At 68.8% G+C, this 21,651-nt stretch carries 16 protein-coding genes and 1 pseudogene; 6 read left to right on the top strand and 11 right to left on the bottom strand.

What is annotated here, in order from left to right; translation table 11 throughout:
• The 9 genes and pseudogenes from HPY32_RS10795 to HPY32_RS10755 all read right to left on the bottom strand — a co-directional run bounded on the left by HPY32_RS10795 (nt 1) and on the right by HPY32_RS10755 (nt 16,057).
• Entirely contained in the window at nt 1-6,267 is a 6,267-nt protein-coding gene (locus HPY32_RS10795) for a non-ribosomal peptide synthetase (protein ID WP_067590584.1), read from the bottom strand.
• Between the two features lies 1 nt (nt 6,268).
• Entirely contained in the window at nt 6,269-6,592 is a 324-nt protein-coding gene (locus HPY32_RS10790) for an acyl carrier protein (protein ID WP_067590588.1), read from the bottom strand.
• A complete protein-coding gene (locus tag HPY32_RS10785) occupies nt 6,576-8,276 on the bottom strand; it encodes a fatty acyl-AMP ligase (protein ID WP_171982781.1) in 1,701 nt (566 codons plus the stop codon). The genes HPY32_RS10790 and HPY32_RS10785 overlap by 17 nt, the downstream gene beginning before the upstream one ends.
• Nucleotides 8,277-8,290: 14 nt before the next feature.
• Nucleotides 8,291-9,346 (bottom strand): annotated as a pseudogene (locus HPY32_RS10780) (MupA/Atu3671 family FMN-dependent luciferase-like monooxygenase); the annotation flags it as partial.
• A gap of 21 nt (nt 9,347-9,367) precedes the next feature.
• Nucleotides 9,368-10,173 (bottom strand): IS5 family transposase gene (locus tag HPY32_RS10775; protein WP_373686626.1). Its coding sequence is split into 2 segments (ribosomal slippage): nt 9,368-9,843 and nt 9,843-10,173, totalling 807 coding nucleotides; the frame shifts between segments, so codons are not numbered across the junction.
• Nucleotides 10,174-10,346: 173 nt separating this feature from the next.
• The gene (locus tag HPY32_RS10770) at nt 10,347-11,579 is read right to left on the bottom strand and encodes a metal-dependent hydrolase family protein (RefSeq protein ID WP_231951726.1); all 1,233 of its coding nucleotides are present in this window, start codon (nt 11,577-11,579) and stop codon (nt 10,347-10,349) included.
• A 2-nt stretch (nt 11,580-11,581) separates the two neighbouring features.
• Complete coding sequence (locus tag HPY32_RS10765) at nt 11,582-13,846, bottom strand: S9 family peptidase (RefSeq protein WP_231951728.1); 2,265 nt, start codon at nt 13,844-13,846, stop codon at nt 11,582-11,584.
• 9 nt (nt 13,847-13,855) lie between these two features.
• Complete coding sequence (locus HPY32_RS10760; RefSeq protein WP_067590598.1) at nt 13,856-15,085, bottom strand: MFS transporter; 1,230 nt, start codon at nt 15,083-15,085, stop codon at nt 13,856-13,858.
• A gap of 57 nt (nt 15,086-15,142) precedes the next feature.
• The gene (locus tag HPY32_RS10755; protein WP_067590600.1) at nt 15,143-16,057 is read right to left on the bottom strand and encodes a ParB/RepB/Spo0J family partition protein; all 915 of its coding nucleotides are present in this window, start codon (nt 16,055-16,057) and stop codon (nt 15,143-15,145) included.
• A 167-nt stretch (nt 16,058-16,224) separates the two neighbouring features.
• On the opposite strand from HPY32_RS10755, the gene HPY32_RS10750 reads away from it, so the two are divergent.
• The 6 genes from HPY32_RS10750 (at nt 16,225) to HPY32_RS10725 (ending at nt 20,512) form a co-directional block, all read left to right on the top strand.
• Nucleotides 16,225-16,629, top strand: a complete 405-nt coding sequence (locus HPY32_RS10750) for an XRE family transcriptional regulator (RefSeq protein WP_067590603.1) — start codon at nt 16,225-16,227, stop codon at nt 16,627-16,629.
• Nucleotides 16,630-16,689: 60 nt separating this feature from the next.
• Nucleotides 16,690-17,187, top strand: a complete 498-nt coding sequence (locus HPY32_RS10745; protein WP_171982780.1) for an ImmA/IrrE family metallo-endopeptidase — start codon at nt 16,690-16,692, stop codon at nt 17,185-17,187.
• Nucleotides 17,188-17,191: 4 nt separating this feature from the next.
• Complete coding sequence (locus HPY32_RS10740; protein ID WP_082871554.1) at nt 17,192-18,436, top strand: MAB_1171c family putative transporter; 1,245 nt, start codon at nt 17,192-17,194, stop codon at nt 18,434-18,436.
• On the top strand, nt 18,408-19,262 hold the full coding sequence (locus HPY32_RS10735) for a GNAT family N-acetyltransferase (RefSeq protein WP_082871555.1): 855 nt from the start codon (nt 18,408-18,410) through the stop codon (nt 19,260-19,262). The genes HPY32_RS10740 and HPY32_RS10735 overlap by 29 nt, the downstream gene beginning before the upstream one ends.
• A 102-nt stretch (nt 19,263-19,364) precedes the next feature.
• Nucleotides 19,365-19,958: a TetR/AcrR family transcriptional regulator gene (locus tag HPY32_RS10730; RefSeq protein WP_231951730.1), complete on the top strand. Its 594-nt coding sequence runs from the start codon at nt 19,365-19,367 to the stop codon at nt 19,956-19,958.
• Nucleotides 19,955-20,512: a hypothetical protein gene (locus HPY32_RS10725; RefSeq protein ID WP_067590610.1), complete on the top strand. Its 558-nt coding sequence runs from the start codon at nt 19,955-19,957 to the stop codon at nt 20,510-20,512. Before HPY32_RS10730 ends, HPY32_RS10725 begins: the two co-directional genes overlap by 4 nt.
• Here the strand turns inward: HPY32_RS10725 and HPY32_RS10720 are convergent.
• Nucleotides 20,496-21,233: an aminoglycoside phosphotransferase family protein gene (locus HPY32_RS10720; RefSeq protein WP_171982779.1), complete on the bottom strand. Its 738-nt coding sequence runs from the start codon at nt 21,231-21,233 to the stop codon at nt 20,496-20,498. The genes HPY32_RS10725 and HPY32_RS10720 overlap by 17 nt on opposite strands.
• Nucleotides 21,234-21,264: 31 nt before the next feature.
• A complete protein-coding gene (locus HPY32_RS10715; RefSeq protein WP_156674567.1) occupies nt 21,265-21,474 on the bottom strand; it encodes a hypothetical protein in 210 nt (69 codons plus the stop codon).
• Nucleotides 21,475-21,651 lie beyond the last annotated feature (177 nt).

The following is a 21,651-nucleotide window of genomic DNA, read 5'->3' as shown; positions in this document are numbered from 1 at the left end:
TCACCGCCGTTCCCGGCTGCGCAGTTGCGGGCGTCGGGTCGCGATCAGGTCGGTCCATCGCTCGGCCAGCCCGGCGACCGTCGGCGCCTCGAAGACCAGCCGGATCGGCACCTCCACGCCGAGCACCGACCGGATCCGCCCGACGAGCCGGGCCGCGAGCACCGACTGTCCGCCGAGGGTGAAGAAGTTGTCGTCGAGGCCGATACGTTCCACGCCGAGCACATCGGCGAAGATCGCGGCCAGGGTCTTTTCCTGCTCCGTGCGCGGGGCGCGGTACTCCCCGGCGGTGAACACCGGGTCCGGCAGCGCGCGGCGATCGAGCTTGCCATTGGCGGTCAGCGGCAATCCCTCCAGGACGACCACCGCCGCGGGCACCATGTACTCCGGCAATCGGGCACCGGTAAATCGGCGTAGTTCGTCACTGTCGGGTGCCGTGCCCTCGACCGCGACGACATAGGCGACCAGCTGCCGGTCGGCGCTACCGTTTCGGCCGCGTGCGACGACCACCGTGCGCGCAACAGCCGGATGGGTCTCGAGAACCGTTTCGATCTCCCCCGGTTCGATCCGGAACCCACGGATCTTCACCTGGTCATCGACCCGACCGACGTACCGGAGCAATCCATCACGACCCCAACGCACCAGATCACCGGTCCGATACATTCGCCCACCCATCGAGTCGAACGGATCGGCGACGAACCGCAGTGCCGTCGATCCCCCACGCCCCCGGTATCCCCGACCGACTCCCGCACCGGCGATATACAACTCACCCACCACACCCACCGGAACCGGCACCAGCCCCGGACCGAGCACATGGACCCGTTCGCCACCCAGCGCCGTACCGATCGGCACCGACCTGGCCGTGGATTCGCCCGGATCTCCGGTGAGCCCCGATCCGGCCGGGAGCGCGTATTCCGTTGAGGCAACAGTTGTTTCGGTGGGTCCGTAACCGTTGACGATGACTGCACCGGGAATGGCCGCCTGGACCCGCCGGGCCAGTGACAGCGGCAATTGCTCCCCGATGAATACGATCGTTCCGGCCTCGATCGAGCCGTCGAGCCGATCGAGCAGCTCGGCGAATACCGAGGGGACCGTGCTGATCACGCCACCGGACCAGGACCGCAGCTCCCCGAGCGCCAGGATGTCGGGAATCAGGTCGAGGGTGCCCCCGGTGCACAGCGCGCCGAAGATCTCGAGGACCGACACATCGAAGCTCACCGAAGTGCTTGCCAGCACCCGGGTTCCGGCGGCAACGCGCAGACGCGTGGCCACCTGCGCGACGAACGCGACGGCACTACCGTGCTCGACGGCAACGCCTTTCGGGCGTCCCGTCGAACCGGAGGTGTAGATGACATAGGCCAGAGTGCGCGGCGACAGGGCCTCGAACCGGGCATCCGAACCGGCGTCGAACGGTAGCGCGTCGAGCAGCAGCTCCGGTATTCCGGTGTGTGGCAGCGACTTCCGTGTCTCCCCATCGGAGACGAGGAGTGCTGGCGCGGCATCGGCGAGGATGAATTCCAGGCGTTGGCTGGGATATTTCGGGTCGATCGGCAGATACGCCCCGCCCGAGCGGTGAACGGCCAGCAGCGCCACCACCAGATCCACCGACCGCGGAAGCGCCACGGCCACTACCGATTCGATGCCGACACCCTGCCCGCGCAGCACGCGGGCCAGCCGCTCGACCCGGTCGGCGAGTTCGGCGTAGGTCAGCTCCGTATCACCGTCGACCACGGCGACAGTCCCGGGCGAGCGACCGACCTGAGCCGCGAACAGATCGGCCAGCGTCGTCACCGGCAACTCGGCGGCCGTATCGTTCCAGCGGCGCAAGAGTTCCCGTTCCTCGGCGGTGCGAATGTCGATCCGCCCCACCGGCACCTCGGGATCGGCGACCGCGGCCCGCACCACGGTGAGGAAGCGCCGCCCCAGCGCCTCGACGGTCGCGCGGTCGAACAGGTCCGTCGCGAATTCGATCCGCCCGCGCACCACTCGCCCGCCGTCCGCATCGACATCCTCGACCAGGTCGAAGGACAGATCGAAGCGCGCGGTACCGGCATCGGCGATCTCGGCGGTGCCGTGCACGCCCGGCAGGGCCAGTTCCGGCAGCGGCGTATTGTGCCAGGCCAGCATGACCTGAAACAGCGGCGTATACGCCGTCGACCGCTCCGGATTGAGCAGTTCCACCAGCCGCTCGAACGGCGCGTCCTGATTATCGTAGGCCGCCAACGCCTTTCCCCGAACCCGCTCCAACACCGTTGCGAACGACGGATTCCCGGACAGATCGACGCGCAGCACCCAGGTGTTGATGAACAGGCCGACCAAGTCGGTGACCGCGTCGTCCACCCGGCCCGCAATGGGCGAGCCGACCACGATGTCCTCACCCGCGCCGAGCTGGTACAGCACCACCGCCAGCGTCGCCTGCCACACCATCGCGATCGTCACGCCCCGACGTCCGGCCAGGTCTCCGACCGCGTTGTAGAGCGCGGCGTCGACGACGAATCGTGTCGCGTCGCCGCGATACGAGAGGGCTTGCGGCCGAGGCCGATCCAAGGGCAACCGCAGCGGTTGCGGTACGCCCGCCAGCTCGGCTCGCCAGTACTCGAACTGCCGGGCCAGCACGCTGTCCGGATCCGACTCCGAACCCAGCAGCTCGCGCTGCCACACCGCGTAGTCCGAGTACCGCACCGGCAGTGCCGACCACTCCGGTCCGTTCCCGGCGCGGCGCGCCGTATACGCCGTCGACACGTCCCGGGTCAGCGCCGCCATGGACCAGCCGTCCGCCGCGATGTGATGCATCAGCAGCAGGACCGCGAACTCCTCGGGGCCCGACCGCAGCACCGACACCCGGATCGGGATCTCCGCGGTCAAATCGAACGTGTACCGGGTCCGCGCCTCGATCGCCGAGTTCAGCTCGGCCGCAGCGACTTCCATTTCACTCACCGGCACGGCCACCGACTCGGCCGGCAGCACCCGCGCGAACGCCGCGCCATCGCCGTCCGGGACCACGACGGTCCGCAAGCTCTCGTGCCGCATCACCACATCCGCGACCGCGGCCCGCAGCGCCGGGACGTCGAGTCGGCCCGTCAGCCGCAGCACCAGCGGAATGTTGTAGGTGGCCGAGGAGCCCTCGAACCGGTCCAGAAACCACAGCCGGTGCTGGGCGAACGACAGCGGAACCGGGTCCGCGCCGGGCCGCCGGATCAGCGCCGGACGGACCGCCGCCTGCCGGTCGATGCGCTCGAGCAGGGTGGCAACGGTCGGTGTGTCGAAGATCTGCCGAATCGTCACCTCCACACCCAGCACCGCGCGGATCCGCGCGGCCAGTCGCGCCGCCCGCAGCGAATGCCCGCCGAGATCGAAGAAATCGTCGTCCATGCCGACCCGTTCGACCCCCAGTACCTCGGCGAAGATCGCCGCCAGGGCCTCCTGCTCGACGCCCTCCGGCGCCCGGTACTCGGCGGCGGCGAAGACCGGCTCCGGCAGGGCCCGACGGTCCAGTTTCCCGTTGGCCGTCAAGGGCATTCGGTCCAGCACCACGATCGCCGACGGCACCATGTAGCCAGGCAGCCGAGTACTCGCGAACCGGCGCAGCTCGCCGCCGTCGAGCGCGGTGCGCTCGGCGACGACGTACGCTACCAGCGTCGGCTCGCCCGCCACCGCATGCGCGAGCACCGCCGCCCGCGCGACCGCCGGATGCGACACCAGCACCGCCTCGATCTCCCCCGGTTCGATTCGGAATCCGCGAATCTTCACCTGATCGTCGGCGCGGCCGACGTACCGGAGCAGTCCGTCACCGCCCCATCGCACCAGATCACCGGTGCGGTACATGCGGCCCCCGGCGGGATCGGACGGGTCGGCGACGAATCGGGACGCCGTCATCCCGGGCCGTCCGCGATACCCGCGCGCCAATCCCGCGCCGGACACATACAGTTCGCCGGTCGCACCGATCGGAACCGGCAGCAACCCCGGTCCGAGCACAGAGGCCCGGTTGCTGCCCAGCGGGGTGCCGATCGGCACCGAGGTCTCCCCGAGGTCCGCGGCACCGACGATGTGGCTGGTGCAGTAGAAGGTTTCGGTGGGCCCGTACCCGTTCACCACGGTCGCGCCCGGCATCGTGGTGCGCACGCGGCGAACGAGATCCATGGGCAGTGCCTCACCGGCGAAGACGACGACAGCGGGGGCGATCGCCCCGTCCGTGCGATCGATCACCTCGGCGAACGCGGACGGCACCGTACTGATCGCCCCGCCCGTCCGGGCGCCGGACTCAGTGAGCGCCAGAATGTCGCGAACCAGCTCGACCGTGCCGCCGGTGCACAATGGCGCGAAGATCTCGAAGACCGACACATCGAAGCCGACCGAGGTGCCCGCCAGCATTCTCGTCCCCGGCTCGAGTCCCATCCGGGACCGCATCTGCGGCACCAGGTTCGCGACGGTGCGATGTTCGACGGCAACACCTTTCGGCGTTCCGGTGGACCCGGAGGTGTAGATGACATAGGCGAGATCGCCCGGACGTGGACCGTTCCCGAGACCGGCGACCGGCGGGTAGGCAGCATCATCGATGCGCAGCACCGGTATCTCAGTGTCCGGCAACACCTTCAGCGTCCCGGAATCCGAGATCAGCAGTGCCGGTGCGGCATCGGCCAGCACGAACGACACCCGCTCGCTCGCGTAATTCGGATCGATCGGAAGGTAGGCGGCACCGGCCCGCAGCACCGCGAGCAGCGCCACCACCAGATCCACCGATCTGGGCAGCGCCACGGCCACCACCGAGCCCGCGCCGACCCCCCGGCCGCGCAGCGCCCCGGCCAGCCGGTCCGCCCGGTCGGCCAGCTCGAGGTAGGTCACCTCGATATCGCCGCTCACCACGGCCACGGCCCCGGGCGAGCGCGCCACCTGTGCCGCGAACAGCTCCGGCACCGTCGAATCCGGCTGCGGCGCCTCGGATTCGGACCATCGGCGCAGCAGGTCGCGTTCGCGGTCGGTGACCACGTCGACGCGGCCGATCGCGATGCGCGGATCGGCGGTCACCTGGTGCAGCACCGCCAGGAACCGCTCGGCCAGGACCGCCAGATCGTTCTCACTGTACGTAGCGGCGTTTCCGTCGAACCGGACGACCAGCCCGGCGCGCCGCTGATCCTCGTACACGGTGATCAGCAGATCGTCCACCGCGCCGACCGACTGCACCTCCAAATGTCCCGGGCTGCCAGCGAATTCGAGCACCTCGGTGAACGGGATGACATTCACCGCGGGCCCGAGACCGCCGCGCCCCGACCACCCGGCGTCGGCGAGCACCGTCGAAATCGGGTACCGCGCATGCTCGACCGCGGCGCGGAGGTCGTCTCCGATATGGGCGGCGAGCGCGGCGAAGACGGTATCCGGCCGGGCCGACACCCACAGCGGAGCGAAATTCGCGTGCACGCCGGGTTGCAGCCGCGCCGCCCCGCTCCGGTTGGCCACGGCGAATCGAACCACGAAATCGTCGGCGCCGGTGAGCCGCTGGACGAGCACCGCGACCCCGGCGGTGAGATAGTCGGGCAGCCACAGCCCGACCTCGGTCGCCCCGGTGAGCCAGCGAGCCGCCTCGGCGGCCGGAATGTCGAGGCGGTACCCGACGACTCCGGTGCGATCGGCATCGTGGTGCCGCGCGACGGTCACCGGCTCCGGGACACCGGCCAGCCGCTCCGACCAGAATCGGCCGTCGGCGGCGGCGACCGCGGACTCCAGATAGCAACGATCGGCGTCGTTGACATCCTCCGGGCCACCGAACGCGGTCGGAACCGCCCGGGCGCCCTGGCATTTGGCGGTGTACACCTGCGCGACGCGGCGCATGAACAACACCGTGCCGTAACCGTCCATGAGCAGGTGGTGCACCGCGAGGAACGCGAAATACCGAGCCGGGCCCAGCGCGACGATGCCCAGCCGCATCAGGTCTCCGGTACCGAGATCGACTGTCGCACCGGCATTTCCGGCGACAATGGCGCGGGCGGCGGCCACCGGATCGGCCCGCCCGCCGACGTCGGCCACCACCGGCGCGACCGGGTGATCGTCGCGGCGGAACTGGTAGGAACCGTGCTCGTCCTCACCGAAATTGACCAGGAACGGCCGGATCTCGGCCACCACATCCGCGAGCGCCTCGCGCATCGTGACCACGTCGATCTCGCCGTCGATGTCCCAGTACATCGCGATGATGTTGGGCACCTCCGGCCGGATCTTCTGCGCCAGCCACAGCGCTTCCTGCGCCGAGGACAGGCGCAGTCTGCCGGGTGCGCGCATCTCAGGCCCCGCCCGCCGGGTCGTCGTCGGCGCTCCTCGGCAGGACGCCGGTGGCGACCAGGTGGCCGACGAGATCGTCGACGGTCGGATGGTCGAGCAGGACCGCGGGCGACAGCCGCCGGTGCAGAATCTTCTCCAGGGCGCCGGAAATCTCCACGGCCGTCCGGGAATCGAGCCCGTAGCTCTCGAAGGACCGCATCGGGTCGACCGCCCGCGGCGCGGTCCCGATCCGCATCGCCAGTTCCTCGACCAGCCAGCGCCGGAGAGTGTGATCGTTCACCGGGCCGGTGAACGACCGCGTGCTACCGCTAGCGAACAGGGACATCCTGCCGACCTCTCGAACTCTCGGACTCGTGCGGTGACCGACCCGCCGCCAGCAGGGCGCGCACCTCCGCTCGGCGAAGCTTTCCGCTGGTGGTGGTCGGCACCGTGCGCCGGCCACCGATTCGAATGATGTGGGGATTGATACCGACCCGGCGAATCACGGTCTCCCGCACCAGGGATTCGGCGCGGACCGGCAGGTCGGGCTCGGCCGCCTCCGACCTCACCTCGATCAGCACCCCCAGCCGCTGTTCGCCGTCGACCGGGACGCCGACCACGGCCACCTTCGCGATCCAGGAATGCGCGGCGGCGAGCGCGGCCTCCACGTCGTGCGGATAGATGTTGCGGCCGCAGATGACGATCCGATCGTCGATGCGGCCGAGCACGAAGAGCTCGCCGCCGTCGAGGTAACCCAGGTCCCCGGTGCGCAGGTACCCGGTATCGTCTTCGGAATCCATTGTCGCACCGAACTTCTCGGCCGACAGCTCGGGCCTGCCGAAGTAGCCCGCCGCGACGTTGGGACCCGACACCCAGATCTCACCGGCCGCACCGTCGGCCACCGGACGGCGGGACGCGGGATCGACCACGACGACCGTGTGCGCCGGGTCCACCCGCCCGCTGCTGACCGCGAGCGTCGTGGCAGGCCCGCTCGCCTCGCCGTTCCCGACCGGGGCGGGCATGACCCGATACCGGGTGCCCGCCGGTTTCCCCGCCACGAACAGCGTGGTCTCGGCCATGCCGTAGCACGGCAGCACGGCCGTGGGCGCCAGGCCGTAGTCGGCGAAGGTGTCGACGAATCGCCGCACGACCGGCTCGAGCACCGGCTCCGAACCGCAGCACAGGGATTGCAATGCCGACAGATCCAGGTCGGCGACCGGTTCGGCCGCCACCGCCCGCACACACAGATCCAGCGCGAAGTTCGGCGCGGCCGTCATGACCGACCGGTAATGCGACATCCCCGCCAGCCACCGCAGCGGAGCCTGCACGAAGTGCAGCGGGGACATGGTGACGATCGGATACCCGTGGTAGAGCGGGTAGATCAGGGCCCCGATCAGCCCCATGTCGTGGTACGGGGGCAGCCACGAGAACCCCGGGCCGGACGCCGTCCCGACGTTGCGCTGGATCGACAGGCAATTGCTGACCAGATTCTCGTGCGTGATCAGCACACCCTTGGGCTGTCCGGTGGACCCGGAGGTGTACTGGATCAGCGCCGTCGTCTCCGCGGCGGGCGCGGCGACCCGCACACCGGACACCGTTCCCAGCCGCGCCACGTCCGCGGGGCACAGCGTGGCGAACCGGTGGTCCGCGTCCTGTAGCGCCGCCGTTCGCGGCAGCAGCAGCTCGTCGAGCACCACCAGCGCCGGATCGCAGTCGCGCACGATCGCCGCGAAGCGGTCGGCATCCTTGCCCCGCAGCGGTGGAAACGCGGGCACCGCGGCGGCGCCGATCGACAGGATTCCGTACAGGGCCGCAACGAAATCCAGGCCGGGGCCCACCGCCAGCACGATCCGATCGCCGCGTCCGACGTTGCGTTCGAGAAATGCGGTGGCGTAACGCTCCACCTGATCCAGCAGCTCGGAACGCGACCAGTTCGTCGCCCCGGCCGGGGTGCCGTCGCTCAGGAAGGTCAGCGCGGGCCCGGTGTCGCCGGTGTCGTCGTACAGCGCATCGACAATGGTCTTCGGCATCGACATGTCCCCCCTCAGCGCGCGGCCGGTTGCAGCTGTTCGCGCTCGGCCCAGGCTCGGCGGAGCCGGGCCAGATCGTCGAGCCCGGTCAGCACCCGGCCGTGGTCGACACCGAAGTCGATCAGGCAGGCGAGTTCGTCCACCCCGGCCTCGTGCAGCGCCGCGCACATCGCCATGCCGTCGTCGACACTGCCGAACAGGCCGTTGGTCAGGAAGTACCGATCGAACGCGGCCTCGACCAGGAACCGGCGATCGTCGTCGGTCAGCGCCGCGATATCCGCCGCGGCGTCGGTGGCGCCGGCGCTGTCGACCGCGCGCATGACCAGATCGAAGGAACTCAGCAGATAGTCGGTGAAGGGTTCGCGCACAATCTCTTTCACCGACGCCCGGTCCGCGCCGATATAGGTGTGGATCATCAGCGCGACGTGGCCGTTCCCGGTGCGCCCCGGCTGGGCCCGCCAGGCCGCCCGGTAGGCGGCGATCTTCTCGCCGATCGCCGAAATATCCTGGCCCAGTAGATGAGTGAGCACGCCGGTGCCCAGTGTGCCTGCGGCCCGGAACGATTCGACGCTGCCCGCGGTGGTCAGCCAGGTGGGTAGCTCCGGCTGTATCGGGCTGGGAAAGATGCGCACCTCGGCCTCGCGGCCGATCCCGTCCGGGCCGGTGGTCGACTCGCCGCGCCACAGCCGACGCACCTCCTCGATCGCGGCATAGGTGTCCGCGCGACGGCTGTGGTACCGGCCGGGACTCAGCACGAAATCACCCGCGTGCCAGCCGGAGGCGAAGGCGATGCCCGCCCGGCCGTTCGACAGATTGTCCACGACCGCCCACTCCTCCGCGATGCGGATCGGATGGTGCAGCGGCGCGACCACACTGCCCGCCCGAATCGCGACGCGTTCGGTCACCGCGGCGATCGCGGCCCCGGCCACTGCCGGATTCGGGTAGATTCCCCCGAATTCGTGGAAGTGTCGCTCGGGCGTCCACACCGAGCGGAATCCGTTCGCGTCGGCGAATTTCGCGCCGCGAATCAGCAGATCGTATGCGTGCCGGTCGCTGTGACCGGCATCGGCGAAATAGAATAAGACCGTGTCTCATATGGCCGCTTTCATCAGCTTCTTGAAGCAGGTGAGTGCGGCGGCTAGCGTCAGGAAGCCCAGATAATGAATTCCCTTGCGGTCGTAGCGAATGTTGAGCCGGTGGTAGCCGGTCAGCCACGACACGGTGCGTTCGATCACCCACCGGTGGCGGCCGAGTCGCTGGTTGGACTCGATTCCCTTGCGGGCGATGCGGACTGCGATGCCCCGGTGGCGCACCCACCGCCGCAGTTCGGGCTGGTCGTATGCCTTGTCGGCGTGCAACTTGCCCGGCCGGCGTCGCCGCGGGCCACGTCGCGACCGGACTGCCGGGATCGCTTTCACCAACGGTTTGAGCGCTTGGGAGTCGTGGACGTTGGCGGCCGAAACCGCCACGGACAACGGGATTCCCGTCCGATCGGACAGGATGTGCTGCTTGGAGCCGGGCTTGCCGCGATCGGTCGGGTTCGGCCCGGTCAGATCGCCCCTTTTTTCGCCCGTACGCTCGCCGCATCGACTACCGCCCGCGACCAGTCGATCAGGCCCCGGCTGCCCAGCTCGTCGAGTATCGCCCGGTGCAGTCGCCGCCACACGCCGGCCTGGGTCCACACCGTGAACCGGCGATGCGCCGTCGGCACACTCACACCGAACGACGGCGGGAGCATCCGCCACGCACAACCGCTGGTCAGCACATACACCACCGCCGTGAACACCGCCCGCTGGTCGGTCGGGGCGATGCCGCCGCCCTGCGGGCGCGAGGCGAACTCCGGCAGCAGCGGCTCGACCAGCTCCCACAACTCGTCCGGCACCAACCGCTGCGACAACACATCCGTCACGACCGAACATCATGCAACACAACCAATCTCGGTGCAGGCAAAACGGATTACATCCATGTGAGACACGGTCTAAACCGAAATCCATGATGGAACTCGATGCCCCCAAAAATGTTGTCCCGTTCGCGCGCTGGCGGCATTCCCCCGAATACGTACCGTCAGCGTCATTCTAACGACCGATCGACGAGAATTCGACCGCCCCGCATCACCGCCCGCAGATTCTTGTCCGGCTGCGCGAGGACGGCGATGTCCTCCAAGGGATTTCCGTCGAGCACCAGCAGATCCGCGAGATAACCCGGCCGGATGAGCCCGATCTCGTCCCCCATACCGAGTAGTCGCGCGGCCACGGTGGTGGCCGACCGGATCAGCTCGCGCGGTGGTTGCACCTGCGCGCGGATCAGGAATTCGTCCAGCTGCCGGTCCTGCAACTCCCCGACGAGATCGCTGCCGTAGGCGATATCGACACCGCCGCGATGCGCCAGTTCCAGCGAGCTCAGGCCCGCCGCGAGCACCTCGGCGTTCTTGCGATACGCGGCGTCGCTCATCCCGAGCTGCCGCCCCACCCGGTCCATCATCTGATAGGTGATGAGGGTGGGTACGAGAAAGGCGTCGTTCGCCACGAACAGCGAGACCGATTCCTCGTCCAGGAAATTTCCGTGTTCGATGCTGCGGACCCCTTGGCGCAGTGCGGAATTGATCGCCGCCGCCTGGTAGGCGTGGCCGAGCACGTACCGGCCGGTGGCCGCGGCCTCGCGCACCACCACGGCGATCTCGTCGGGCCCGAACTGCACCGAGGTGATGTCGTCGAGCGGCGAGATGACCCCGCCGGTGAGCATCATCTTCAGGTGATGGGCGCCGGTGCGCAGAATGTCGCGGGCCGCCTTGCGCAGCTCGTCCGGACCGTCCGCGATGCGCGCCACCGTCGGGCAGCGCGGGCAGCCCTCCATGGTCTGCTGGCCCGGTTCGCGGGCGTCGCCGTGCCCGCCGGTCTGCGACAACGCCGGTCCCCCGAAGATCAGCCGCGGCCCCTCGATCAGGCCGTCGGCGACGGCCCGGGCGAGGGCGAAGTCGGCGCCGCCGGTGTCGCGCACCGTGGTGAACCCGCGGCGCAGCATGTCCCGCAGCGCGACCGCCGCCTTCGGGACCAGATAGGACGGCAGCCACGAGGCCAGCCGCCCAACGTCCAGGCTTTGCAGATACACGTGCACGTGGGCGTCGATCAGCCCCGGCATCACCACCCGGCCGCGCACGTCGATCGCCCGATCCGGTTCGGACACCCGCACTTCGGGGCCGGGCGCGACCTCGGTGACGCGGTCGTCACACACCACTATGGAGTGATCCGGCAGCAGCGTGCCCCGGTCCGGGTCGAGAACCGAGGCGTTCTCGAGAACGATCACGGTCAAAACTGTGCTCCCGGCTCGAAACGCATCGGGATGTCCGCGAGCCGATATCCGGCCGGTGGTTCGGCGCCCATCAGGTGGCGCACGAAGAAGTCCCACTTGCGGCGCAGCACATACGATTCGCGGTGGAACATGGCGTGCCCCACGCCGGGGACGACCAGCAGGTCGAAATCCTTGTTCGCCGCGATGAGCGCGTCGACCAGCGTGAAGGTCTGGAAGATCGGGACATTGTCGTCGAGTTCGCCGTGGATCAGGAACAACCGCCCGGCGAGATTCGCGGCGAGCCGACTGTTGGCGAGCGCCTCGTAGCGTTCGGGATCCCATGGCCCGTGGTAGATCTCGCCCCAGATCGACAGGTAGCGACCATAGTCGTGGCCGCCCGAGGACGCCACGCCCACCGTGTAGAAGTCCGGATATTCGAGCATCGCGCGCACGGTGGCGAACCCGCCGCCGGACGAGCCCGTCGCGCCGACCCGGTCGAGATCCAGCCAGGGATACCGGCTTCCGAGCTCGGTCAGGGCGGCGACATGATCGGCGAGCCCGCCCGCCTCGTCGAGGTGCCCGTACGAGGCGTCGTGGAATGCCTTGTCCCGCCCCGGAGTTCCGCGGCCGTCGACCGCGACCACCACGAACCCGAGGGCGGCATACGCCTCCGGCTCGCCGGTCCAGGAATTGTCGAAACCCGGTTGCGCGCGGAAGGTTTGCGGGCCGGGATAGATGTGGTCGATCACCGGATAGCATCGAGCCGGATCGAATCCGTAGGGGCGCCACAGGATTCCGTAGACATCGGTGACCCCGTCGGCCGCCTTGGCGGTGAACCGCTCCGGCGGGCTCCAGCCCGCCTGCGCCAGCGCGGTGGCGTCGCCGCGTTCCAGCTCGAGCACGACCTCGCCGGACCGATCCCGCACGACCGCCACCGGCGGCAGATCCACCCGGGACGCGGTGTCCACCAGGTAGGCGCCCGAGCCGGGCAGCCACACCGTGTGATCGTCGGAATCGTCGGTGAGCCGGGCGAATTCGGTGCCGTCCAGGGCGACCCGGCAGATCTGCCGCACGTACGGATCGGCCGGGACCAGGCCCGCGGCGGTGAAGTACACGACCTCCGCGTCCTGGTCGATGTGGGCGATCGACCGTACCGCCCACGGGCCGGTGGTCACCCGGTTCAGCAACTCGCCCGCCGCGGAATAGCGATACAGGTGCCCCCAGCCGTCCCGCTGGGAGTACCACAGAATCTGCCCGTTCCGCAGGGTGTGCACCATGGCCGGGTCGAGGATCACCTGGGTCGGCTCGACCCGGGTCGCGCCGGACTCCTCGATGACCGTCCGGGTGTGGCCGGTCGCCGGATCGAGTGCGATCAGGCGCTGCGTGCGAGCGTCTCGTCCGGAGTCCAGGTAGTAGATGGTCGTACCGTCCGGCGACCACCAGGCCCGGCCCACCGACAGCGGCGACACATAGGGCGTATGCAGCGGACCACCGTCCGAGGCGGTCACGGTCCGGCGTTCCAGATCGACCACCACCAGGTGGGCCTGCGGCTGGCCGGGCTCGCCCGGCATCGGATACCGGTAGGTGTGGGTCACCGGGCGGCGGCCGGTCCGCGGCGTCGACTCGAGCAGGTGCAGCGTCTCGACGTCGCGTTCGTCCATCCGGTGCGTCAGCAACCGGTGACCGTCCGGCGCCCATCGCACCACCGGGCCGGGCACCACCCCGAATGCCCTGGCGACGGAACGGAACTGGCCGAAGGTGGGTCCGACGCCGTAGGCGTTGTCGGCGGCGCCGTCCGTGGTGACCGCGAATTCCGTGCCGTCCTCGTCGCGGGCCCAGAGATTGTGGTCGCGGACGAACACGGTCCAGCGCCCGTCCGGCGACAGCGACTCGCCGGGCGCGGCGGTCGCGGGCAGTCGTCCCGGTGTGCAGGAGTAGTCGTCGAGCGCGCACCGCCACAGCCCCTCCGGGCCCGCGACCAACGCCGACTCGCCGGGTTCGAGTTCCAGGAGATACGGGACCGCCGACCCCTTCGGCCGACCGGCGGCCGCCGCGACGGCGGCGATCAGCCGGTCGTGGTCGAACGCCGGCTGCCGCGTGCGGGCGACCGGATCGACCAGGACGTATTCCACACCCGCCTTGCCCGAGGTGCTGTACCAGAACGATTCCGTTTTCTCCAGCCGGACGTAACGATCGATCAGGCCCGAAAGGAGTTCGGCCCGACGATGTTTCAGCATGCGCTCGGCACGCTCGTATTCCTGCGGGGTGTAATTCCGCTCCACGCCCACACGCTACAATGAAGCCGACGATGTGGCGATGGCCGACGACCGGTCGAGACGAGATTTCACAGCATCCCGAAAGGTCTCGACTGTTTGCGGAATCAGACTCGCGGCGACGATACCGACCACCGGTCCGAGCGCCAGCGACGCGAATGCGGCGGTATAGGACATGTCATCGACAATGATGCCGAATTCGAGCGGGAACGCAATGCCCGCGAGTTGGGCGCCGAACATGGTCAGCCCGGCGACGGCCCCCAGTTCCCCGGCGTCGAGCGCGTGCAGCGGCACCGACAGCGCCGCCATCGCGGACAGTGCCGCGGTGCCCGACAGCGCGGTGAGCACGACCGTGAACAGGGCGACGGAGTCGGTGTAGGGCAGCGCGATCACCAGAGCCCCGGAAACGGTCATGGCGGGCACCACGATCAGGCGCGGGCGGCCGCGAAGGCGATCGGACAACCAGCCCCCGACCACGGTCGTGATCGCGGCCGCGAGGATCGGGGCGGTGGACAACGCGGCCGCCGCACCGCCTGCCACCCCGTGTCGTTCCTCCAGGTAGGTGGGCGCCCAGGTGGTGAGCCCCCAGGTCAGCCCACCGTAGCCGAAAGATATTGCGGCACAACCGATTATCGCGGGCGAGGCGAGCAGCCGCCACGCCGGCCGACGAACCGGCGACGCGATACCGGAGAGCGGCCGCGGCAACCACCGCAGCCACGCCAGCACCGCCAGCACCCCCATTCCGGAGATGGCGACGAACATGCCGCGCCAACCCATCACGGGCAGCAGCAGTCCGGCCAGCCCCGCCGCGAGCGTCACACCGCAGGCGCTGGCGGTATTGACCCACCCGTTGGCCGTATTGCGCCACACGGGCTCGACCCGCTCGGCCAGGGCCTTCACCGCGGCCGCCGGAAATACCCCCTGGGTGGCGCCGAACAGACCGCGGGCCACCAGCAGCGCGGCGAACGACCATGCCGCCGCGGTGAATCCGGTGCACACCGACCACGCCACCATGCCGATCACGCACATTCGGACAGCACCGAATCGGTCGGCGAGCAATCCGCCCGGAATCTGCATGGCGGCATAGGCGACGAAGAACACCGACACCACCAGTCCGCGCTCGGCGTGATCGAGACGGAAGGTGTCACCGATCGGTGTCAGCGCGAAATTGACGACCAGCCGATCGACGAAATCGACGGCCCACGCGACGAATAGCAGCGCAATCGCGAGCCGGGCGGAACGAGACATCGCTGAACCCTTCGAGACATTCCACGCCGGAGGGCACGACGGCCGCCGGAGTGTCGATCAGGCGCGTTGGTCGAGCAGCCGCGCCATGTGCTGCCAATCGTCGGCGCGCCGACGCGCCAGCTCGGCCAGGCTCGGCGCGCAGTGCCGCGGAATGGCCGCGACGATCACGCCCCAATCGGCGCCATCGCCGACCGGCGGTTCCAGCCAGCGCAACAGGGTGCGACCGGAATCGGCGAAGCGCAGCGCCGGGTCCCGGCGCAGGCGCTGCAACACCTGGGTGGGGTCCGAGGGCTGTCTCGTGGGCTTGGAGCGGTCGGCGACCCGAGACGGCACCGGGTCCTGCCCCTGGCGCAGGCGTCGCCGCACATCCTTGGCCGTGGTCACCGAAATGCCCGCCGCCAGCGCCACTTTCCGGGCCGAGGCGTCGGGATCGGTGGTGAACAGTTCGACGGCCGCCCGCCGACCCGCCGTGCCGATGCCGCGATGAAACACCCCGTTACGGGCCATCCGCCCGGACGACTGTGGAATTTCCACAGCCGTCCGCCGCCGGATCGCGGAGACGGTCTTGGGCGACAGCCCCGCGACCACCGCGATCGCGCGATCCGACCAGTGCGGATGCGACCGGAGGATGTGCTGCGCGGCGGCCCTGCGATCCGCGAGCGAGAGCGGAAGCCCATGTGCGGTATTGGATTTCACCGCCAGCACGAACGCCTCGGCGGCCGTCCCGTCGAAGAATACGACCGCGATGGTCGGTTCCCCGCGCAGCTGCGCCGCGCGCAGCCGGTGCAGTCCGTCGATGACCTGCATGGTGGGCCGGTGAACGACGATCGGCGGCAGGGCGACCGCCGATTCGGCCAGCGCCCGGACATGGTCGGCATTCTCACCGGACATGCGGGGCGATATGGTCAGCGGTGCGAGCTCCGAGATCGGCACGGACACGACCGTCGACTCAATCTTCCCGACACCGCTCATCTTTCCCCCGGCTCCGCGGTTGAGATAAACTCGAATGATCGAACAGAAGCTGTCCGATCATCTCAGCGAACAGTGTGGAGCCTATCCGGAACGCGGCCTCGCGTCAACTGGCGTGATACATGCACTAACATCTGTTCACCACAGCGAACACGAGGAGTGGCAGGACAGTGGACGAGACAACTCCCTCACTGGCGTCGAAGATCGAGAAGCTCTTCAAGACCGTCCAGCCGCTCGGCCGCGAGTACTCCAACGAGGAAGTCGCGAAGGGCTGCTCCGAGCTCGGCGGCGGCACCTTCTCCAAGACCTATGTCTGGCAGCTGCGCACCGGCCAGCGCGACAATCCGACCAAGCGACACCTCGAGGCGCTGGCCGCCTTCTTCCGGGTCCCGGCCGCGTATTTCTTCGACGACGAGACCTCCGAACGGGTGGATACGCAGCTGGCGCTGGTGGCCGCCCTGCGCAATTCCGACATCCGCAATATTGCATTGCGAGCGCTCGAGCTCGATGGCCCTGGGCGCCAGTCGGTCTCACGTATCATCGAGGAGATCACCCGTATGCACATGCGACGCTAACTCCCGTGAGGCCAGATGTGGATCGCGAATACCGCCGGACGCTCGCGTAGCCGGCAGTCCGTGTCCGCGATGCGGCGGGCGGCGAAGGAAAAACTGGAGTCGCTCGCGTTGCCGGCGTGCGGCGATGTCTTCGAGTTCGCCGCGGCCCTGAGCGCCAAGCGCGGCATTCCGCTGGAACTGCTGGCGATCACGATCCGCCCGACCGCGCCGTGCGGGCTCTGGCTGTCCACCTCGGCCACCGACTTCATCATCTACGAGGCGGCGGCGAGCCGACAACATCAGCACCACATCATCGCGCACGAACTCGGGCACATCATCTACGGGCACACCGGAATATCGGCGGTCGCCACCGAGACCTCGCGCCTGCTCTTCCCCGATCTGGACCCCGCCCTGGTCCGCGATCTGCTCGGCCGCTCGGGGTATACCGAACGCCAGGAACAGCAAGCAGAGGTGATGGCGACGATCATCCAGGACAGCCTGCGCAGCGACGGCGCCGCGGCGGATGGGACGACACCGGCCGACGAGGTCCTGGTCCGAATCCGCCGCTCGCTGAGCTGATCTCGTGACGGCCTTCCTCGCTGCCACCCGGCCGCTGGTCGTCGCCCTGTGCGCGGCGGCATTCCTGTACCAGCTCGTGCGGACGACCAGGATGTATCGCGACCCGGCCGCGGTCGCGCTGCTGGTCGCGACCGCGTCGGGCGTCGTCAGCTGGATCGTCACCACGCCCGTGGTCGGTCGGCGTTTGCAGGCATGGACGGGGCTGGTCAACGTGTCGACGTTGATCATGGAACTGCTCGCCGCCGCGGTGCTGAGCCCGGCGTTGCTCATCGCGGTGACCACCTGGTCGAATCCACCGGCCGCGGCCACCCGCAAGATCTGGTGGACGATCGGCTACGGGCTCGTCGTCGGGGTGGTCATGGTCGGGCTGTGGACCGTCGCGGCGGTCGGCGCGGGCAAGGGAACCGATCCGGTCGCGGACATGAGTCGGCCGTCCGTCATCGCCTACCTGGTCTTCTACCTCGTGAGTTTCAATGCCGGTCTGGTGATGCTCATCCGCCTCAGCCTGTCGTCGGCCCGGGTCAGTCCCGACCGGTGGCTGCGCCGCGGCCTGATCTCCGCCACGGTCGGCGCGGGCTGCTATCTGTTCCTGTCGCTCGACCGGCTGGTCGCGGTGCCGGTGCAATTGGTGACCCACCATCCCGCTCGATGGGAGGCATTCAACGGCGCGGCCTCCCGGATCGGCCTCGCGGGCATCATCGTCGGCCTGATGCTCCCGTCCGCGGCCGCGCACTGGACCCAGGCCACCCACTGGTGGCGGCACCTCCGCTTGCTGCACGCCCTGTATCCCCTGTGGCGCGACCTGCACCGAGCCTTCCCGGAGGTCAGCCTGTTCCACGAAACCATCGGCTGGCGCAGCTATCTCGACACCGACGAACTCGGCTACCTACTCCGCCGCCGAGTAATCGAAATCCGCGACTGCTGGCGCGCACTGCGCCCCTATCTCCCCCCACCGCCGGACCGAATCGGCGACGACACCGATCTCGCAGCGGCAGCGGCAAACTCGCTACGCACGGCCCTCGCGTCCCGCCGCAACCACGAGCCCCCCAACGAAGACTCCGGCCCCAGCACCCTGGAACGCCTGGAAACCAACGACCTCGACGAAGACATCGCCTGGCTGGTCCAGGTCGGCCGATCGTACGCGACCGGCGGAAAATCAGTTCCTTTCCCTACCGAGTTCTTCGTACCGTGGGCGAATGGATCGCGTAGAAGTCAGACCGATGCGCGCGGACGACGTGCCCGCCGCTGAACGCACTTCTGCGGCAGTATTTCTCGAATACGATCGGCGTACTCGCCGAGTCGGCGATCCCGAGCCCGAACCTCGATCGGCCCAGGTCGCCGAGCGGTGGATCGACCGCGTGCGCCACTTTCTCGAGGTCGACCCGCACGGCTGCTGGGTCGCGGCCGAGGGCGAGCAGATCGTCGGACTCGCCATCTCCCAGAATCGAGATCGGCTGTGGTACTTGGCCACCTACGGCGTCCTGTCCGACCGGCAGGGGCAGGGCATAGGGAAACGATTGCTCGACGCCGTCCTGACCCACGCCGACGGTCGCCAGGGCATGTTCGCCTCCACCGTGCATCCCGCGGCCACGCGCCGCTACCGATTGGCCGGTTTCTCCCTGCACCCCCTGATGCGAATGACCGGCACCGTAGACCGCTCCACCCTCCCGCCGGTGACCGGCCTGGCCGACGGCTCGGCCGCCGACTTCGACTGGATGGACCGCCTGGACCAGCGGCTTCGCGGAGCAGGTCACGGCCCCGATCATCAACTCCTGCTGAACAATTACCGCTTGGTCGTCTCCCGCGCCAACGACAAGCCCGGATACGTCTACATCGACAATCAAGGACGCCCGAACCTCCTGGCCGCCGCCGACCCGCGAACCGCGGAAAACCTGCTCTGGGAAGCACTCGCCAGCGCACAGGCAGACACCCTCGTCAACCGCATCACCACCACCAACGAATGGGCGGTAGACGTCGGACTGGCAGCGGGCCTCGATATCGGCCAACACGGCTACCTCGCCGTCCGCGGCATGCCCCCTCCGTCCCCCTACCTGGCCACCGGGCAATTCCTCTGAACCCCCTCCCCCACAACGCGACTCGTTCGGTTGACGGGCGACCGGATGTCGCCGATAATGACTGAACAGTCAGTCATAGGGGTAGGTATGGCACCTCGGAAGGTGGATCCTGAGGCGCGGCGGGCCGAGGTTCTTGGCGCTGCTGTTCGGGTGTTTGCGCGTAAAGGGTTTGCGGCGAGTCGTATCGAGGATGTTGCTGCCGAGGCTGGGATTGCCAAGGGCAGTGTGTATTTGGCTTTCGAGAGCCGGGAGGCGCTGTTGCGCGCGGCGTTCGACGAGTTCGCTGCGGAATCCGCGGCGCAGCTGCGGCGGGCGACCACGGGGGGCGGGCCTGCGATCGATCGGCTGACCGGGTTGATTCGATCGACGTTCGCGCTGCTGACCGGTGCGCCCGAACTGTCCCGAATGTTGTTGGACCTGTGGTCGATCGGCCGCGGGGTCGACGCCGACCTGCCATTGGACATGGCGACGGTCTACGACGGGTATCGGACGGCCATCGCCGATCTGCTCCGAGCGGCGGAGGCGGACGGTGCTGTGCGTCCCGGCGTCGGAATCGGTCACGCGGCCGTCGTCGTCGGCGCCATCGAGGGCTGCCTTTTGCAGTGGTTGATCGATCCTGCCCTGCCGGTCGCCACGCTGGCCGACACGATCGTCGATGTCTGTGTGAACGGCATTGGAGCGGAGAAGAACTCATGATGGCGACTCCGGCGCTGCGGCGGCTCGACGCCAACCTCATCGCCCCCGATGCGACACCCGCCGAACGACTGCTCGGCTACGGCGCGGCGGCGAGCGGCGCGGCCTTCGCCGTCGTCGCCGGGGCAGTCGCGGGGTGGCAGCCACTCACCCTGGTCGTGCTCGGCCTGGTCGCCTTCGACATTTTCGGCGGAGCGACCGTCAACGCCATGGATTCGGCCAAACGCTGGTGGCACCGCCCCGGGCAGACGCCACGCCACCACCTCGCCTTCGTCGCCGTCCACGTGCACCCATTCCTGATCGCCTGGGCCACACCGGCCTTCGGCTGGTGGACCGCGCTCGCCGTCTACCTCACGACCCTCGCCGCCGCGGCCGTCGTGCTGGCCACGCCGCGACCACTGCGTCGCCCGATGGGCTTCGCCCTGACCGCGCTGTCGCTATCGATAATCCTCGCCATCGCCCATATCCCCGCGGCGGCAGCCTGGTTCGTCCCGGTACTGCTGATCAAACTGCTCCTCGCCCACCTCCAGCCCGAACAACTCACTGCTGGGATCTGAGTACGGAGATTTCCGGCTGTGGGTCGAAGCCGTGCTCGATGAGCCAGCGGATTACCTTCAGGCTTCGATATGACCACCATGCGCGGATTACGTCGAGGTCGACGGGGGTGCCGTAGCCGGTGACGACGTCGGCGAGGTGCTCCTGGTGTCCGAGTGTCAAGGTGGCGAGGTCGAACAGGGCGTCGCCCTGGCTTGTTTCGGACCAGTCGATGACGCCCGTGACCTTGTCGCCGTCGGTGAATACGTGGGTGACCTGTAGGTCGCCGTGTGTGAACGATGGTGTCCACGGGCGGAGTGCGGTTTCGGCGAGCAGGCGGTTGCGTGTGACCAGGTCGGCGGGAAGGACGTCGTTGGTGAGCAGCCACTCGCATTCGCTGTCGAGTTGCGAGGCGAGTTCGTCGCGGCTGCGGCCGGGCCAGGGCGGCAGCGGGAGGTCGTGCAGCATCCGCACGGCGGCACCGGCCGCGGCCCATGCCGCTGGCGATGCGGTCGACGGCTCGCCGAGGCGGCCGAGTGCCGTGCCCGGGACGGCGGCGAGTGCGAGCACAGATGGCTTGCGCCACAGGATCTTCGGAGTCGGGATCGACGCCATCGCCATCGCCTCGACCTCGACGTCGAGGCGCGTTTGGTCGGCGTCGATCTTCAGGAACACGTCGCCGACGCGGAGGGTCGCGCGCTCGCTGTGGGCGACAACGACCTCGACCTCCTCCACGTCGGCCATTATCGCGGGATGATCACCGATTGTCGCCGGGTTATTTGCGGGACGCTCGCCGGTAGGCGAAAAAGCCGATCAGCGCGATCGCGACCACCACGGCCAGTTCGGGTGCGATGAGGCCGAGGGTGGTGATCAGGTCCACGCCGACGGCGAGTTCGGCGATCGGGACGGCTATCAGCAGCAGCGCGCCGATCCGCAGCGTGGCGACCGACATCGCTTGCTGTGCCGTGTAATACGCGACGGACACGTAGCCACTGACACGGGAAATCAGTGCTCGTAGCTGTGCCGATCGCGTGCGGGAAGAGTTGGTGGGAAGAGCCATCGGATACCCCAGGGGTCGACTTGCACCGCGGCAGAGACGACGACCGCGGGTGCGTAACGGGACGGGACGAAATGAGTCCGGCCGCAAGCCCTCCGGGATCTG

This window comes from Nocardia terpenica, from assembly GCF_013186535.1.
GTDB classification, from domain to species: Bacteria; Actinomycetota; Actinomycetes; order Mycobacteriales; family Mycobacteriaceae; genus Nocardia; species Nocardia terpenica.
The sequence above is the reverse complement of the archived record's forward strand: the minus strand, read 5'-3'. Positions and strand labels throughout refer to the sequence as shown.

What these genes read in the sequence shown, in the direction of transcription:
- HPY32_RS10720 (WP_171982779.1), bottom strand. Translation starts at nt 21,233, where the DNA reads ATGGCCGACGTGGAGGAGGTCGAGGTCGTTGTCGCCCACAGCGAGCGC.
- HPY32_RS10725 (WP_067590610.1), top strand. Translation starts at nt 19,955, where the DNA reads ATGATGGCGACTCCGGCGCTGCGGCGGCTCGACGCCAACCTCATCGCC.
- HPY32_RS10795 (WP_067590584.1), bottom strand. Translation starts at nt 6,267, where the DNA reads ATGCGCGCACCCGGCAGACTGCGCCTGTCCTCGGCGCAGGAAGCGCTG.
- HPY32_RS10735 (WP_082871555.1), top strand. Translation starts at nt 18,408, where the DNA reads ATGCGCGCGGACGACGTGCCCGCCGCTGAACGCACTTCTGCGGCAGTA.
- HPY32_RS10785 (WP_171982781.1), bottom strand. Translation starts at nt 8,276, where the DNA reads ATGCCGAAGACCATTGTCGATGCGCTGTACGACGACACCGGCGACACC.
- HPY32_RS10755 (WP_067590600.1), bottom strand. Translation starts at nt 16,057, where the DNA reads ATGAGCGGTGTCGGGAAGATTGAGTCGACGGTCGTGTCCGTGCCGATC.
- HPY32_RS10760 (WP_067590598.1), bottom strand. Translation starts at nt 15,085, where the DNA reads ATGTCTCGTTCCGCCCGGCTCGCGATTGCGCTGCTATTCGTCGCGTGG.
- HPY32_RS10790 (WP_067590588.1), bottom strand. Translation starts at nt 6,592, where the DNA reads ATGTCCCTGTTCGCTAGCGGTAGCACGCGGTCGTTCACCGGCCCGGTG.